We start from the raw sequence: 15,262 nt of genomic DNA, 5'->3' as shown, positions 1-15,262 counted from the left end.
CCCGCAGGGCTTTCCGCCGGGCGCCTTCGTACGCGTGGTCACCGGGCCTCGACCGGTCCGCCGAGCCGGGCCACGTCCTCGGCGGCGTCGCCGAGGAGCTTGTCGGCCAGGTCCATCAGTGCCCGCCCCGCGGCCAGCTCGTCGCCGATCTCCGGCACAGCACGGTCCTCGGGGTTGCGCCTGGCCACGCCGACGCTCTCGTGCCACCCGCTGTCCTCGGCGGACAGGACCGCACGGGCCAGCGTGCGCTCATCGGTGTCGTCCTCGCTGATGTAGATCTGCACGGTCCACTGCTTGCTCCGCATGATGCCTCCCTGTACGTCCTCGGTACGTACTGGGCACCTGCCCCCAGCGGATGCGGTGTCACGGACTTCCGGACACCGGCATGGGCCATATGCCAGCATGTCCGCATGCTGGCGAGTCTCGACACGATCGACTGGGCCGACCTGACGCACGCCTACGGCCGCGCGAAGGACGTGCCGGACCAGATCCGGGCCCTGCGCTCTCCCGATCCCGGCATCCGGGACAAGGCACTGCACAGCCTGTACGGGAACATCTTCCACCAGGGAACCCGCTACGAGGCGAGCGCCCACGCGGTGCCGTTCCTGCTGGAGCTGCTCGCCGACCCCGAGACGCCGGACCGCCCGGCCGTGCTGCACCTGCTGACGCAGCTGGCCATCGGCTATGGAGAGCAGCTCCTGCCGTCCGGCTATCCCCTCGACGACCATCGCGCCGTGGCCGCGGGCGGGGACCTGCTGCTGGCCGCCGGCAAGCAGTTCACGGACGACGAGGACGAAGAAGACGAGGACGACGAAGAGGACGAAGACGAGGACGATTGGGGCGAGGATGTCGCCCTGTTCCAGTACCTCCAGACGCTTGAGCCCGCCGAGGAGGAGCGGCTGTTCGCGTACTTCGCGCTGATGGCGTATGACGCGGTCGGCGCCGGGCTGCCGCTGTTCCGCGACCTGCTCGCCGACGCGGACGCCCCGCTGCGCGCCGCCGCGGCCTACGCCCTGGCCTGGTACCCCGAGGAGCGGGCCGCTGGCCTGCCGCCGCTGCTCAGGGCGGCGGCCGACGAGCACCCGGCGGTGGCCGCCACCGCCCTGGTCGCGATCGGCCTGCTCGGCCCGTCCAGCGTGACGCCAGCGCAGGAGACGGCCCCCGAGACGGCCGCTGACCTGGCATCCGAGACGGCGACGGCGCTGGACGCCGCCCTCGACGATCCCTGCGACGTGGTGCGCTGGGGCGCGGCCATCGCCCAGGCCAGGCTGCGGGGCCCGGAGGCGGACGGCCGGGTCGCGGAGGAACTGCGGAGCTGGATCGGCCGCGAGGACGCCGCGCACGAGGAGATCGCGTTCAACCACGGCGACCTCCGGGGCTATGCCGAGCTCGCGCTGCGCGCCACCCGCACCCGCTGATCCTGAGCCTGGCCGTGGGCGGTGGCGCCGGCTGGCCTGACCCCGGAGTCACTACGCTGGCGGGACCTCCTCACCGAAAGGTCGATCATGCGCAGCTCCGTCTTCGACAACCTCGATCCGCGCCAGGTTCCCGCCGGCTTCGCCCTGGCGAACGGCAAGATGCTCCGGGTCCAGCTCCCGCACGAGGTGCTGGCCAAGCAGGGCTCGATGGTGGCCTTCCAGGGCCAGATGGACTTCGACTACGAGGGCGCGGGCGGCATCGGCAAGCTGTTCAAGAAGGCCATGACGGGTGAGGGCGCGTCGCTGATGCGCGTACGCGGCCAGGGCCTGCTCTACCTCGCGGACAACGCCGACGACATCCACCTGTTCTACCTGGAGAACGAGGGGCTCACCGTCAACGGGCGCAACCTGCTGGCCTTCCAACCGCAGCTCACCTGGGACATCCAGCGGGTGCAGGGCGCGGGCATCGCGGCGGGCGGGCTGTTCAACACCACGCTCACCGGCACCGGGTGGGTGGCGGTCACCACGCACGGCACGCCGGTGCTGCTGGACGCCGCGGCCATGCCGACGTACGCCGACGGGCAGTCGGCCGTCTGCTGGAGCACCGGGTTGCACGTCGGCGTGAACCGGACGATCAAGGTCGGCGCCCTCATCGGCCGGGGGAGCGGCGAGGCGATGCAGCTCGCCTTCCAGGGCCAGGGGTTCGTCCTGGTGCAGGCGAGCGAGGGCGTGCCGGTGGTGAAGTCGCAGTAGCCACCCGGCCGAAGGCGCAGGGGGCTGCCCGGTGACGGCTCGGGATTGTCCGCGACCTTCTCAGCGGCTCCTGGCGACGACGTGGACCAGCACGGATTCGTCGGGGAACAGCGGCGGCACGGCGATGCCCGAGCCGGCCAGCGCGGAGCCGGGCAGGGCGAAGTCGCCGGTCGTCCAGGCCGGGGCGGTCCCGTGCGAGGTCACGGGCATGAGCGGGCGGACCGAGTAGACGGTCGCCGGGTCCAGTCCGGGCAGCCGGAGCCGGCCCGGCGGCCAGGTGGACGGGCGGTCCAGCATGGCGATCTCATAGACGGCCTCGGAGGCGTCGGCGGCGACGACGCCATGGGCCTGCACGCTCTCGGGAGCGTCGTCCACGCGGACCACCACGCCCGTGTGCAGCAGGTGGCGGTGCCGTTTGTGCAGGGCGACCCACGAGGCCAGGTCGTCCAGCTCGCCGTCGGTGAGCGTGGTGAGGTCCCATTCGATCCCGTAGTGGCCGAAGAACGCGGTGGCGGCACGGAAGGCGAGATCGTGGCGGCGGCCGGTGGTGTGGGAGCGGCCTGCGCCGATGTGGCTGCCGATCAGCTCGGGCGGCAGCAGTTGCCCGGTCCAGCGCATGATCTGCTGGCGCTCCGCGGGGTCGATGCAGTCGCTGGCCCAGACGCGGTCGGTACGCTCCAGGATGCCGAGGTCCACCCGGCCGCCACCGCCCGAGCAGGACTCGATCTCCAGGCGCGGGTGCTCGGCCCTGATCTCATCGAGCAGCCGGTAGACGGCGTGCGTCTGGGCGTGGACGGCGGCCCGGCCGCCTCTCGCCGTGGAGCCCGCGTCCACGAGGTCGCGGTTGTGGTCCCACTTGATGAAGTCGAGGTCGTACTCGCGGATCAGGGCGAGCAGCCGCGACCTGACGTAGGCGTATGCCTCGGGGTTGGTCAGGTCCAGCACCTGCTGATCGCGGGCGAGCGGCGGCAGGCGGTCGCCGGTCTGCATGATCCAGCCGGGGTGGGCACGGGCCAGGTCGGAGTCCGGATTGATCATCTCTGGCTCGAACCAGAGCCCGAACTGCATGCCGAGCTCTCTGACCCGCTTGACCAGCGGCGTCAGCCCGTCCGGCCAGACGGCGGCGTCCACGGTCCAGTCGCCGAGCCCGGCCCGGTCGTCGCGGCGGCCGTGGAACCAGCCGTCGTCCAGGACGAACCGCTCGACCCCGATCCTGGCGGCCCGGCCGGCCAGCTCCAGTAGGCGGTCCAGGTCGTGGTCGAAATAGACGGCCTCCCACGTGTTGAGCATCACGGGCCGGAGCCCGGACGGGTGCGCTGGCCTGGCGCGCAGGTGCTCGTGGAAGCGGTGGGCTGCGGCGTCCAGGCCACGCCCGTAGGTGGCGTAGAGCCAAGGGCTCTGATAGCTCTCACCTGGCGCCAGGATGATCTCGCCGGGCAGCAGCAGCTCGCCGCCGCCCAGCATGGTCCGGCCGCTGGAGGTGCGCTCGGCGTAGTGGCGGTGGTTGCCGCTGAAGCCGACGTGCAGGCCCCAGGCCTCGCCGCGCCGGAAGCCGAGGTCGGCGGTGCCCGCGAACAGGACGGTGGCGGCGTCGGGGCCGGTCCTGCCGCGGCGGTTCTCGCGCAGGTGGATGCCGGTGGTGAGGGGGCGGCGCTGCGGGATGCGTTCCTTGGCCCACCGCCCGGCCTGGTCGAACAGGTCCGTCGGGGTGCCGGGCACGGGAAAGGCGAGGTTGAGCGCGTCCAGGGTGTAGGGGGACTCGGACTCGTTGCGCAGGTCCGCCCGGGCCCGCAGGAGGCCTGAGTCGCCGAGCTCGATGATGATCGTGAGGCCGAGGCGGGCGTGCTCGTCCCTGGCGGTGGCGGTGAGGGTCTGCCCGGTCCGCTGGTAGGCGACGCTGGTGAAGGCGGGGGACCAGTTCTGTCCCAGATGATGCCCGGACAGGCCGGGCAGGCCCATCCAGCCGGTACGCGCCTCGGGCACCAGCGGGACCCGTACGGGCACGTCGACGCTGACGTCGAGCCGCGGACGCAGATCGGCCGCCAGGTGGGCCAGTGCCTCGTCCTCGAGCGGGCCCAGGTCCGGACCCCAGTGCAGGATCGCGGGCAGGGCATCGGGCGGACACTCGATCACCACGGACACGCCAGCGGCTCTGAAGTGCAGAATCTCCATGGACGGCGGTTTCATCCTTTCAGTCCTCCGCTGAGCAGGTCCAGCCGCCAGAAGCGCTGCAGGGTCAGCATAAGGATGATGAGCGGGATCACCGACACGGCGGCGCCCACGATGGCGATGCCGTACAGGGTGGGCTGTCCCGAACCCTTGCTGAGCACGGTGAACAGGCCCACGGTGATCGGGAATTTGGACTCGTCCGACAGCATGATGTAGGGCAGCAGGAAGTTGTTCCAGATCCCGACGAACTGCAGCAGGAAGATCGTCACCATGCCGGGCACCATCATGGGCAGCCCGATCGAGCCGAAGATGCGATATTCGCTCGCTCCGTCGATCCTGGCCGCCTCCATCGTCGAGTCCGGGACGGAGGCCATCGCGTAGACCCTGGCCAGGTAGATGCCGAACGGGGAGATGAGGCTCGGCAGCAGGACCGACCAGTAGCCGCCCACCAGGTCGAGCTCGGACATGATCAGATATTGCGGGATGGCCAGCGTCATGCCGGGCACGAGGACGCCGGCCAGGATGGCGTAGAACAGCAGGCTCCGGCCGCGGAACTCGTACTTGGCCATGGCATACCCGGCCAGCGCCGAGATCAGGGTCGAGGCCGCGGCGCCGGCGATCGCGTACAGGGCGCTGTTGGCGGTCCACCGCAGGTAGAGGCCGTTCCCGTAGGTGAACAGGTCGCGCAGGTTGTCCAGCAGGCCCGTCCCCGGCGCGAAGGTGAACGTCGAGAACAGCTCGCCCCTCGACTTGGTCGAGGCCACGAGCACCCAGGCGACCGGCACCAGGCAGTAGATCGAGCCGAGGAGCAGGACGATGGTGGGCAGGATCTGGGCGCGCCGGTGCGTGAGCACGCTGTTGGCGGCACTCATTGCATCCCTCCGAACGCGCGCTTCTGGGTGACCTTCAGGAGCACGACCGAGACCACGAGTGTGCCCACCGCCAGCAGGACGGAGGCGGCCGAGGCCAGCGCCAGGTCGTCGCGGACGAAGGCGTCGCGGTAGATGTGCATCAAGGGCACCCAGTCCCCGGAGATCTCCGGCGTCATCGGTTTCACGGTGGTCGGCTCGCCGTACACCTGCAGCGTTCCGATCAGCGCGAACAACCCGGTGAGCACAAGGGCCGGCGCCACCAGCGGGATCTTGACCCGCCAGGCGATCTGCCATTCGGAGGCGCCGTCGATGCGCGCCGCGTCGTACAGCTCCGACGGGATGCCGCGCAGGGACGTGAAGATGATGATCATGTTGAAGCCGACGCCGCCCCATACCGCGATGTTGGCCAGCGAGGGGTAGATGCCGCCCGCCCCGAGAAACGCGATCTCGCCCAGCCCCAGCTCCCGGGTCAGGTAGCTGAACGGGCTGGTCGAGGGCAGGTACATGAAGCCCCACAGCAGCGAAGCCGTCACGCCGGGTACGGCGTACGGGATGAAGATCGCTGTGCGGGAGAACCTCTTGGCCCGCGACCCGGCGTGGTCGAGGAGCAGCGCGAACAGCAGCGCCAGCCCGAGCGTGAGCGGCACGCTGATCAGGCCGTAGATCGCGAGCCGGCCGAAGCCGGCGAAGAAGCCGGGGTCGGTGAGCGTCTTGACGTAATTGTCGAGCCCGACGAAGACCTCTTCGCGCGTGCCGAAGATGCCCTTGCCGGTCAGTCTCAGGCCGCGCGCGCTCAGGTAGATCGCGTAGCCGATGGGGACCGCCAGGAAGGCGACGAAGAGCAGCACGGCGGGCGCCACGAAGAGATAAGGAGCCCCTGACCTGCGCTCCGCCCTGGGCAGGGCGGTCATGGGCCGGCGACCTTGAAGCCGGTGGTCTTCATGTCCGCCACCACGAGGTCGTGCGTCTTCGTCAGCGCGTCCCGCAGCGGGGTGTGATCACGGACCGCGGTGGCGACGGCGTCCTGGAAGGCGCTGCTGGCGGTGCTGACGTTCGGGCCCCAGCTGATGTGCGGAATCGTGCGCTGGGCCGCCTTCGTGGCGATGTCCCAGTAGTCCTTCTGGTTCGCCGTCAGCTTGGGCGGCGCGCTGGTACTCGCGGCCTGCTGCCCGGCCAGCGACGCCGGGTACTCGCCCAGCTCGATCTGGACGGCGTTCGCCGCCTTGTCGGTGTTCATCCACTTGGCGAACGTGGCCGCGGCCTCGGCGTGCTTGGAGGTCTTCGTGACGGCCAGCGCGGACCCGCCCTGGAAGGCCACCCGGTCGTCGCCCTCCTTCCACTGAGGGAGCGGCGCGATGGCCCAGTCGCCCGCCTGCTTCTCCGCGATGCCGTACAGCACGCCTGGCGCCCACAGCGCGCTCGGCCAGGTGAGGATCTTGCCCTGGTTCAGCTTGTTGTTCCACTCCGGGGTGAGCAGCGGCTCGGCCTTGACGAGGTCCTTGTCGATGAGCCCCTGCCAGAAGTCGGCCACCGCGAGGGAGGCCTGGTCGGCGATTCCCACGGTCCACGTCTGGTCCTGGACCTTCCACCAGGACGCGCCGGCCTGCTGGGCCAGCCCGGCGAAGTTGCCGAACTCCGCGGGTGCGAAGGTCGCGAGGTAGGTCTCCGGGTCCTTCTTGCGTACGTCCGCCGCGACCTTCGCGAAGTCCTGCCACGTGGCCGGCGGCTCGATCTTCAGCTCCTGGAAGCGCTTCTTGTTGTAGACCAGGACCATCGGGCCGACGTCCTGCGGCACTCCGTACACGGCGCCGTCGAAGCTGGTCAGGTTCCACACTTCCGGGCTGAAGGCGGTCTTGACATCGCCGGTGTGGGCGGAGATGTCGGCCAGCGCACCGGCCACGATCATGGAAGGCAGGGTGTCGTATTCGATGCAGGCGGCGTCGGGGCCGTTGCCCGCCCGGGTCGCCGTGAGCAGTTTGGCGGCGGTGTCCGAGCCGCCTCCCACGTCGGTGTGCTTGACCTGGATGTCCGGGTGTGACTTGTTGAACGCTTCGATCTTGGGCTTCTGAGTGGTGCCCCAGCACCAGAACTCCAGCGTGACCGGCCCACTGGCCGCTGCCGGCGTGCTGGTGCTCCCGGACGTGGTGCTCCCGGACGTGCCCGACGAGCAGGCCGTGAGGACGGCAGCCGTGCTGAGCACCGCGATCGAGCCGGCGAGCCTCGTGATACGCATTCGTGCCTTCTTCCTACAAAGCGGACTGGCTTTGTAACAGAGCCAACCTAGGGAGAAGGTGAGAGTCTTGTCACTACTTGTGCACAGATTTCATGCGTGTTATGTGAACGCGTCGTGACATGCTGGACATGCTAGCTTTGTCGCGAAATCAAGTGCGAAAGGCTGGCGCTGATGTGGGTGGAGCCCCAAGGATGGTGCGCCATGTGGGACGTCTTGCCCGACGCGGCGCGCTCCATCGTCAAGGAGCTCATCATCCACGGTCCGCAGTCCAGGACCGCGCTGGCCAGAACCCTGCGCCTGTCCACCGGCAGCCTGACGCGGCTGACCAAGCCCATGGTCGACGCCGGGCTCCTCGTCGAAGGCGACGTGGTCCACGACCCGGTCAACGGCCGCCCGACCCGCCCCCTGGACGTGGCCGCGGGCGAGCACTGTTTCCTCGGCGTCAAGCTGACCGCGGACCGCGTCCACGCGGTCGTCACCGACCTGCGCGCCCAGATCGTCGCGGCCCGCGACGAGCCGATCTCCGACCACCGCCCCCAGGCCGTGTGCCGCCAGATCAGGGGGCTGCTCGATGAGCTGTCCGGCGGCGAGCGGACGCCTGTCGGGGCCGGTGTCACGCTCGGCGGCGACGCCCGTTCGGCGGTCCAGCTCGGCGGTGAGCGGCTGGTCGACTCGTCGTATCTCGGCTGGCGGCAGGTGCCGCTCAAGTCACTGCTGGAGCAGGCTCTGGGCATCCCGTGCGTGGTCAAGAACGACGTGGCGGCGCTGGGCCACCAGCATCACTGGTTCGGGGCGGCCCGCGGGCTGCGCGACTTCGCGCTCGTCTCGATCGGGGCGGGAGTCGGCTACGCCTTGGTCGTACACGATCATCTGGTGACGGCGGCCGAGTCGGACCTCGGCATGTTCGCCCACCTGGTGCTGAACGCGGGCGGGCCGATGTGCGGGGACGGCCACCGCGGCTGCGCCTCCGCCTACCTGGCCAGCGACTCCATCGTGACCGCCGCCGGGCAGGGGCTGCGGCGGCCGGTGACGTACGAGGAGGTGATGCGCCTGGCCACGGAAGGGGACAAGGTGTGCCTCGGCGTCGTCGCCGAAGCCGCGGACGCGCTCGGCAGGCTCATCGCCCACGTCGCGACGTTCTCCATGGTCAAGACGGTGATCGTGGCCGGTGAGGGCGTGGAACTGGCCCGCGTCGCCAAGGACGGTCTCGACCGGGCGCTCAGCGCGAACCGGCGCGGCCGGGTGAACTCGGTCGACGTGCTGATCGAAGTGGACGACTTTCGCGAATGGGCCCGTGGCGGCGCGGTCGTGGCCATCCAGAGTTTCGTAACCGGCAGCGACTGATCAGCGGCCGTGACACCCCCAGTTGGAGAGAGCATGTATTTCGGCGGAGACTACAACCCCGAACAGTGGCCAGAGGATGTCTGGCTGGAGGACGTCCGGCTGATGCGGGAGGCGAAGGTCAACCTCGCCACCGTGGGGGTCTTCTCCTGGGCCCGGCTTGAGCCGTCGGAGGGCGTCTACGACTTCGGCTGGCTCGATCGCGTCATGGACCTGCTGCATGACAACGACATCCAGGTCAACCTGGCGACCCCGACGGCCTCCCCGCCGCCCTGGTTCGGCTTGTCCCATCCCGACGCGATGCCGGTGCGGGCCGACGGCACCCGGCTCACACATGGCAGTCGTGACACGTACTGCGTCAACGCGCCCGCGTACCGGGTGGCCTCGCGCCGCATCGCGACGGCGCTCGCCGAGCGGTACGGCGCCCATCCGGCGACAGCCATGTGGCACGTGCACAACGAGTACGGCACGACCTGCCACTGCGATCACTGCGCGACGGCCTTCCGTGCCTGGCTGCGTGACCGGCACAAGTCCCTCGACGCGCTCAACGACGCGTGGACCACGGCGTTCTGGAGCCAGCACTACTCGGCGTGGGAGCAGATCATGCCACCGCGGACCACCCAGTACCGGTCGAACCCCGCCCACCTGCTGGACTACCGCCGCTTCTGCTCCGACGCGCTGCTCGCCCACTACCGCGAGCAGCGTGACATCCTGCGCGTCCATGGGCGGCAGCCGGTGACCACCAATTACGTCATGGCGGGGTGGACGCCGCTGGACCACTGGAAATGGTCGGCCGAGGTCGATCTCGTGGGCATCGATCACTACACCGACGAGCCCGGCGACGGCGGGCTCGCCCAGGTCGCCTTCGCCTCCGACCTGGCCCGCTCCTGGGCCCGCGGGAAGCCGTGGCTGCTGATGGAGCAGGGCGTCGCGGCCATGTACGTCCCTGATGGGACGCTCCCGCTGGAACCGGGAGAGCACACGCGGCGCAGCCTGGAATACGTGGCCCGCGGGGCCACGGGAGTGCTGCATTTCCAGTGGCGCGCCTCCCAGGGCGGGGCGGAGCAGTGGCACCAGGGCATGGTCCCGCACGCGGGCGCCGACAGCCGGGTCTTCCGCGAGATCGCCGACCTGGGCCGGACGCTCAGCGCCCTTCCGCCCGCGGAGCGCGCCGAGGCCGAGGTGGCCATTCTCTGGGACGACGAGGCCGCCTGGGCCCTGCGGAACCCGGCCCTGCCCGTGACCGGGCTGGACTTCCGCGCGTCCGTGGAGCAGACGCACCGGGTGCTGTGGCAGCAGGGCCTCGCCACGGACTTCGTCCACCCTTCTCACGATATTTCGCGCTATCGGGCGGTGCTGATGCCGTCTCTGTACCTGATCTCTGACGAGGCCGTCGCCAACCTCACCGCGTATGTCGAGGGCGGGGGCACCTTGATCGTGTCGTACTTCAGCGGCGTCGCCGACCCCGACACCCGCGTCCGGCTGGGCGGCTATCCCGGCGCGCTGCGCGACTTGCTCGGCGTCCGCGTCGAGGAGTTCCGTCCCCTGACCGGCCCCGTCGCACTGTCCGACGGGACGGTCGGCACCTTCTGGAGCGAGACCGTCCAGTTGACCGGCGCCACGGCGGCCGTGACCTACGTCGGCGGCGGCCCGGCGGTCACCCGGCACCAGGTAGGCGCGGGCAGCGCCTGGTACGTCTCGACCCAGCTGGACGCGTCCGGACTCGCGAACGTCCTGGCACAGGCCGGCGTCTAGCGCCGGTTCGCGCGCTTCCCCCGCCGGCGGAAGCACCGGCTCGAAGGAGACGATGATCGACGTACTTGACCTGGAGTCCACTCCAGCTGGCAGCGTCGTCTCTGTTGCCATTTCCGTGAAGTCAGGAAGAGTACGAGATGAATGATTCATTCCGGATCTTGGGACGTAGCGGCCTGCGGGTGAGTGCGATCGGGTTCGGGGCATGGGCGATCGGCGGACCCTTCACGGCCCGTGGCAAGCCGGCCGGATGGGGTCAGGTGGACGACGAGGAGTCAGTGGCGGCCGTGCGCCGGGCGCTCGACCTGGGGGTCACTTTCTTCGACACGGCCGACGTCTACGGCACCGGACGCAGCGAGCGGGTGCTCGGGAGAGCGCTGTCCGGCCGGTGGGACGAGGTCGTGATCGCGACCAAGTTCGGCCTCACCTTCGACGCGGCGACGCGGACGCTCACCGGCGAGGACACCTCGCCCGGATACATCCGGCGAGCCTGCCGGGCGTCGCTGGAGCGGCTGGGAACCGATCACATCGACCTCTACCAGCTGCACGTCGGGGACGCGCCGCCGGAGCGGGTGGACGAGATGATCGCCACACTGGAGGAGCTCGTCGAGGAGGGCCTGATCCGGGCCTACGGCTGGAGCACCAACGACCCCGAACGGGCGGCCGCGTTCGCGAAGGGGCCGCACTGCGCCGCCGTGCAGCATGACCTCAACGTCCTGCACGACACCCCGGCGATGCTGGCGGTGTGCGACACCCACGAGCTCGCCTCCGTCAACCGGGGGCCGCTGGCGATGGGGCTGCTCACCGGCAAGTACGGCCGGGACTCGCGGCTGCCGATGGACGACGTACGCGGCGATTCTCCGCAGTGGATGACCTTCTTCAAGGACGGCCGGCCCGCCCCGGAGTTCCTCGCCATGCTGGACGCGATCCGCGACATCCTGACCTCGGACGGGCGGACCCTCGCCCAAGGCGCCCTCGGCTGGCTGCTGGCCCGCAGCGGGCGCACGGTGCCGATCCCCGGCGTCAGGACGGCCGACCAGGCCGAGCAGAACGCCGGCGCGCTGCGGCACGGGCCCCTGGCCCAGGCGCAGGTGGAGCAGATCGATGAGCTGCTGCGGCCACACGCCGGCTGAGGCGTTTCCGGTACGGGGAGCGAGCTGACGGCCGGCCAGGCCGTCAGCTCGCGGAGGCGGTAAAGCTTAGTTGATGCGGCCATGCAGGAGTTCGACCAGCGTCGCGTGAGTCCGCTCCAAGGGCCGGTCCGGATACAGCGCGCGGCGCTCGATGGCGACCGTCAGGACCATGCCGAACACAGCCGTCGCCGCCGTCTCCACGTCCAGGTCCGCCCGGATCTCGCCGTTCGCGGCGGCCCTGCGCAGCACGCTCGCGTAAACGCCGAGCGCGCTCTGGCGCAGCAGCGCCACTGCCTCCTGCCACACCGTTCGCCACATCTCGGCCAGCAGCACCCGGGCGAAGGCCCCGTGCTCCTCGAAGAACCTGAGCTGGCCGAGCACCACCGAGTCGAGCGCGTCCAGCGCGCTCTTCCCGGTGTCGGCGTCGGACAGTGCCTCGGCGAGCATGTTGATCGAGTGCTCCAGTAGCGCCTCGAACAGCCCCTCCTTGCTGCCGAAGTTGTAGAAAACGGTGCCCTTGGCCACCCCGGCCCGCTCGGCGATGGCGTCGACCGTGGTGGCCGCGTACCCATGCTCGGCGATCAGCTCCACAGCCGCCCTGAACACCTTCTGCCGGGTGTCCTGCCGGTTCCCGCGCCTGGCGGTGCGCTCGTTTCGTTCGGTCACAGCGCCAGCTGCGGGTGCAGGCGTTGGACGGACCAGATGCGGCCGCGCTCCACGGCGAGCGCGGTGAGCGCGAGCCCAAGGACGAGGAAAACTGACAGCACGCCGTAAGCCTGCCACACCACGGTGGGATCGCCACCGCTGATCAACCTGCGCAGCGCCGACACCACCCAGCTCATCGGCAGCCACGGCGAGATCGTCTGGAAGAATCCAGGCGACGTCTCGATGGGATACGTCCCGGCCGCCGAGGTGAGCTGCAGCATCAGCAGCGCCAGCGCGGCCACCCGCCCGGGCGGGCCGAGCAGCGCGTTCACCGCCTGCACGACCGCCATGAACGCGGCGGTCGCGAGCAGCAGCAGGCCGATGAGCCCGGCCCAGTGCGCGGCCTCCAGCCCGAGCCCGAACCGCAGGACCGCCACCAGGACGCCCACCTGCGCCACCCCGAGCGCCGCCCCCGGCAGCCAGCCCGCCAGCGCGATTCGCACCGCGCCCGTCGTACCCGCCAGCCGCCGCTGGTTCAGCGGCTTCAGGACCATGAACGCGATCATCGCACCGACCCAGAGCGCCAGCGGCAGGAAGAATGGCGCGAAGCCGGTGCCGTAGTTGGGCACCTCGTTGTCAACGGTCTTGGCCAGCCGGACCGGGTCGCTCATCACGTCCGCGCGGTCGTCGCGCTGCCCCTTGTCGTAGTCGGGAATCCGGGCGGTGCCGTCGCCTAGCCCGCCTGACAGCTTCTTCGATCCCTCGGCGAGCTTGGTCGCGCCCTTGTCCGCCTGGCCTGCTCCGTCGTGGAGCCGGTCCACACCGGTGCTCAGCGCGCTCGCGCCGTCGCTCAGCCTGACCAGCCCGCCGCCCAGGCGGCCGATGCCGTTCGTGACCTGGTGGGAACCGTCGGCCAGCTGGGTCGCGCCCTGATAGAGCCGGTCCGCGCCGGTCGCGGCCGTGCCCAGACTCGAGTTCACCTTCGCGGCACCGTCGGCCAGCTTGCCCAGGCCGGTGTCCAGGGCATTGAGCTGGTTTCTGGCCTGGTCCAGCCTGGAGCCGAGTCGGGGCGCCGCAGCCGCGATCTTGCGAGCCTGCTTCGCCAGCTCCCGCGCCTGGTTTTGCAGGTCCGCGACGCCGTCGGTCCCGGTTCCCGCACCGCTGCCGACACCGCCGCTGTCGCCGGTCCGGGCGGCGTCCTGGGCTTGGCCCGCATGAGTGGCGGCCCGGCGGGCGGCGGCTGCCGCGTTCCGCAATAGGCCGCGCACCTCGGGGTCGGCGTCCGCGCCAAGGCGGTCGAGCGCGGCCTGAGCCTGCGAGCTCGCCTCCCTGGCGCTGTCGGCCGCGCTTCCCGCCTGGGCGTTCGCCTCGCGAACGCTGTCGGCCGCCGCGCTCGCCTGCGTCGCGCCGGTCGCCGACCCGCTGTCGGCGACCTTGTCGGCGGCGGCGGCGACCGCCTCGGCGGCTTGGGAGATCTTGGGGCCCCATTCGTCCAGCACGGGGACGTACGCGTCGGCGAGCTGGTTGACCGTGCGAGTCTGAGCGTGAACCTGCTGGTATGCCTGCCTCGCTCCGGAACTGAGGGGAGAAGTTCCTTCCGTATGGAGTTTGTGCAGGCCGTCGCGCAGGTGCCCGATCCCCTGCTGCGCCTGCGTGAGGCCCTGCGTGACCTGGGCCGAGCCATCACTCAGTCGGCCCGTGGCGGAGTTGGCGGTGTTCAGGCCGGCCGAGAGCTGCCGGGCGCCGCTCTCGGCCGTGCCCAGGCCGCTGCTGAGTTGCGAGACGCCGTCACCGAGCCGCACGACGCCGTCGTGCAGCTTGTCCGCGCCCTTGGCGGCCTCCGCGGTCTTGTCGTGGATGTCGCCGATCGAGACGAAGACGTTGTCGAAGTAGTCGTGGATCGCCGTACGCTCGGCCGCCGCCCGTACCTCGTTGAACACCGCGTCCGAGATGCTGCCCATGATGTAGCTGCGGCCCGTGTCCACGCGCAGGCCGAGCCGCGCCGGGCTCGGTACGGCGTCGTCGTCGCCGGGTGAGGCCAGCTTGGCGCTGAAATCGGCGGGCACGGTCAGCGACAGATAGAACGTGCCGTCCGCCACCCCGTCGGCCGCCTGCTTCGCGGTGGACTCGTGCCAGCCGAGCACGTCGCGCTTCAGCAGCTCGCCGGCCAGGTCGCGGCCCGCGTGCAGGGTCTTGCCGGCGGCTTGGGCAGGTTGGTCCTCGACGACCAAGGCGACCGGTACGCGGTCCAGATTGCCCTGCGGGTCCCAGAACGACCACAGATACAGGCCTGCGTACAGGAGCGGCAGCACCACCACTGCCGCCAGCGCCGCCCTCGTCAGCCGCGACCGCAACATGCCCTTCACGACAGCTCCACCAACTGGTCGAAGCGGGCGGGAGGCGTCACGCATGAGGCCACCACCGCGTGGTCCAGCTCGCGCAGCAGGTTCCACAGCGCCTGCTGCCGCTCGACCGGCAGACCCGCGTCCACGTTGTCAGCGACGATCACCTTGGGTTCGTCCAGCAGCGCCAGTGCGGCACCCAGCCGCACGTGTTGCTCCCGGTCCAGCTCCCGCACCAGCACTCGCTCCTGGCCCGCCAGCCCGACCCGCTCAAGAATCTCCTGGTACGGCCGACGCCGCCGCTCCCGCAGGTGTTCCCCGACCGTCAGCGACCGGTCCAGATCCGTCACGCCGTCGATCAGCGCCAACGCCACGGCTTTGCGGATGGCGCGTCGCCTGGCGTGCCCTGCGACGTTCAGGGCGCCTTTCGTGGGCTTCATCCGCCCGGCCAGCGTCAGCAGCAGGCTCGTGCGCCCACTTCCCGCCGAACCCGCGACCACCGTGAGCGTGCCCGCCCTGGCCTTCAACGAGACCTCCGGGTACACCCCCTCGATCGCCAGCCCTTCCGCAATGATCACCGCAACCACCCCTCTTTAAACTGACC

Annotated in this window: 13 protein-coding genes; 5 read left to right on the top strand and 8 right to left on the bottom strand. The window is 70.4% G+C overall.

All coding sequences use genetic code 11. From position 1 onward, the window contains the following. Positions 1-38: 38 nt before the first annotated feature. Positions 39-305, bottom strand: coding sequence for a DUF1876 domain-containing protein (locus tag LDL49_RS28245; RefSeq protein WP_225295101.1), 267 nt, complete (start codon positions 303-305; stop codon positions 39-41). A 105-nt stretch (positions 306-410) separates the two neighbouring features. On the opposite strand from LDL49_RS28245, the gene LDL49_RS28240 reads away from it, so the two are divergent. Then, positions 411-1,418: a HEAT repeat domain-containing protein gene (locus tag LDL49_RS28240; RefSeq protein ID WP_225295099.1), complete on the top strand. Its 1,008-nt coding sequence runs from the start codon at positions 411-413 to the stop codon at positions 1,416-1,418. An 87-nt stretch (positions 1,419-1,505) separates the two neighbouring features. Then, the gene (locus tag LDL49_RS28235; RefSeq protein WP_225295097.1) at positions 1,506-2,171 is read left to right on the top strand and encodes an AIM24 family protein; all 666 of its coding nucleotides are present in this window, start codon (positions 1,506-1,508) and stop codon (positions 2,169-2,171) included. Between the two features lie 60 nt (positions 2,172-2,231). Here the strand turns inward: LDL49_RS28235 and LDL49_RS28230 are convergent, their stop codons facing one another. From LDL49_RS28230 to LDL49_RS28215, 4 genes are read right to left on the bottom strand one after another with little or no spacing between them, the layout of a single operon-like run. Beyond that, positions 2,232-4,343, bottom strand: a complete 2,112-nt coding sequence (locus LDL49_RS28230; protein WP_225295095.1) for an alpha-galactosidase — start codon at positions 4,341-4,343, stop codon at positions 2,232-2,234. Positions 4,344-4,354: 11 nt separating this feature from the next. Continuing rightward, a complete protein-coding gene (locus tag LDL49_RS28225; protein ID WP_225295093.1) occupies positions 4,355-5,212 on the bottom strand; it encodes a carbohydrate ABC transporter permease in 858 nt (285 codons plus the stop codon). Continuing rightward, positions 5,209-6,123: a carbohydrate ABC transporter permease gene (locus LDL49_RS28220; RefSeq protein WP_225295091.1), complete on the bottom strand. Its 915-nt coding sequence runs from the start codon at positions 6,121-6,123 to the stop codon at positions 5,209-5,211. The genes LDL49_RS28225 and LDL49_RS28220 overlap by 4 nt, the downstream gene beginning before the upstream one ends. Further along, positions 6,120-7,445 carry an ABC transporter substrate-binding protein gene (locus tag LDL49_RS28215; protein ID WP_225295089.1) on the bottom strand — a complete coding sequence of 442 codons (1,326 nt, stop codon included), beginning with the start codon at positions 7,443-7,445 and terminating at the stop codon, positions 6,120-6,122. The genes LDL49_RS28220 and LDL49_RS28215 overlap by 4 nt, the downstream gene beginning before the upstream one ends. Positions 7,446-7,646: 201 nt before the next feature. Here LDL49_RS28215 and LDL49_RS28210 point away from each other — a divergent pair, with 201 nt between their 5' ends. The 3 genes from LDL49_RS28210 to LDL49_RS28200 all read left to right on the top strand — a co-directional run bounded on the left by LDL49_RS28210 (position 7,647) and on the right by LDL49_RS28200 (position 11,671). Further along, on the top strand, positions 7,647-8,789 hold the full coding sequence (locus LDL49_RS28210; protein WP_225295087.1) for an ROK family transcriptional regulator: 1,143 nt from the start codon (positions 7,647-7,649) through the stop codon (positions 8,787-8,789). Between the two features lie 33 nt (positions 8,790-8,822). Next, complete coding sequence (locus LDL49_RS28205) at positions 8,823-10,541, top strand: beta-galactosidase (protein WP_225295085.1); 1,719 nt, start codon at positions 8,823-8,825, stop codon at positions 10,539-10,541. Between the two features lie 137 nt (positions 10,542-10,678). Further along, on the top strand, positions 10,679-11,671 hold the full coding sequence (locus LDL49_RS28200) for an aldo/keto reductase (protein WP_225295083.1): 993 nt from the start codon (positions 10,679-10,681) through the stop codon (positions 11,669-11,671). A gap of 66 nt (positions 11,672-11,737) precedes the next feature. On the opposite strand, the gene LDL49_RS28195 is transcribed toward LDL49_RS28200, so the two are convergent. From LDL49_RS28195 to LDL49_RS28185, 3 genes are read right to left on the bottom strand one after another with little or no spacing between them, the layout of a single operon-like run. Next, positions 11,738-12,337 (bottom strand): TetR/AcrR family transcriptional regulator, encoded by a 600-nt coding sequence (locus LDL49_RS28195; protein ID WP_225295081.1) that lies wholly within the window; start codon positions 12,335-12,337, stop codon positions 11,738-11,740. Further along, on the bottom strand, positions 12,334-14,673 hold the full coding sequence (locus LDL49_RS28190) for a YhgE/Pip family protein (RefSeq protein WP_225295181.1): 2,340 nt from the start codon (positions 14,671-14,673) through the stop codon (positions 12,334-12,336). Before LDL49_RS28190 ends, LDL49_RS28195 begins: the two co-directional genes overlap by 4 nt. Before the next feature lie 5 nt (positions 14,674-14,678). Further along, the gene (locus tag LDL49_RS28185; RefSeq protein ID WP_225295080.1) at positions 14,679-15,236 is read right to left on the bottom strand and encodes an ATP-binding cassette domain-containing protein; all 558 of its coding nucleotides are present in this window, start codon (positions 15,234-15,236) and stop codon (positions 14,679-14,681) included. Positions 15,237-15,262 lie beyond the last annotated feature (26 nt).

Source organism: Nonomuraea aurantiaca (genome assembly GCF_020215705.1).
GTDB classification, from domain to species: Bacteria; Actinomycetota; Actinomycetes; order Streptosporangiales; family Streptosporangiaceae; genus Nonomuraea; species Nonomuraea aurantiaca.
The sequence above is the reverse complement of the archived record's forward strand: the minus strand, read 5'-3'. Positions and strand labels throughout refer to the sequence as shown.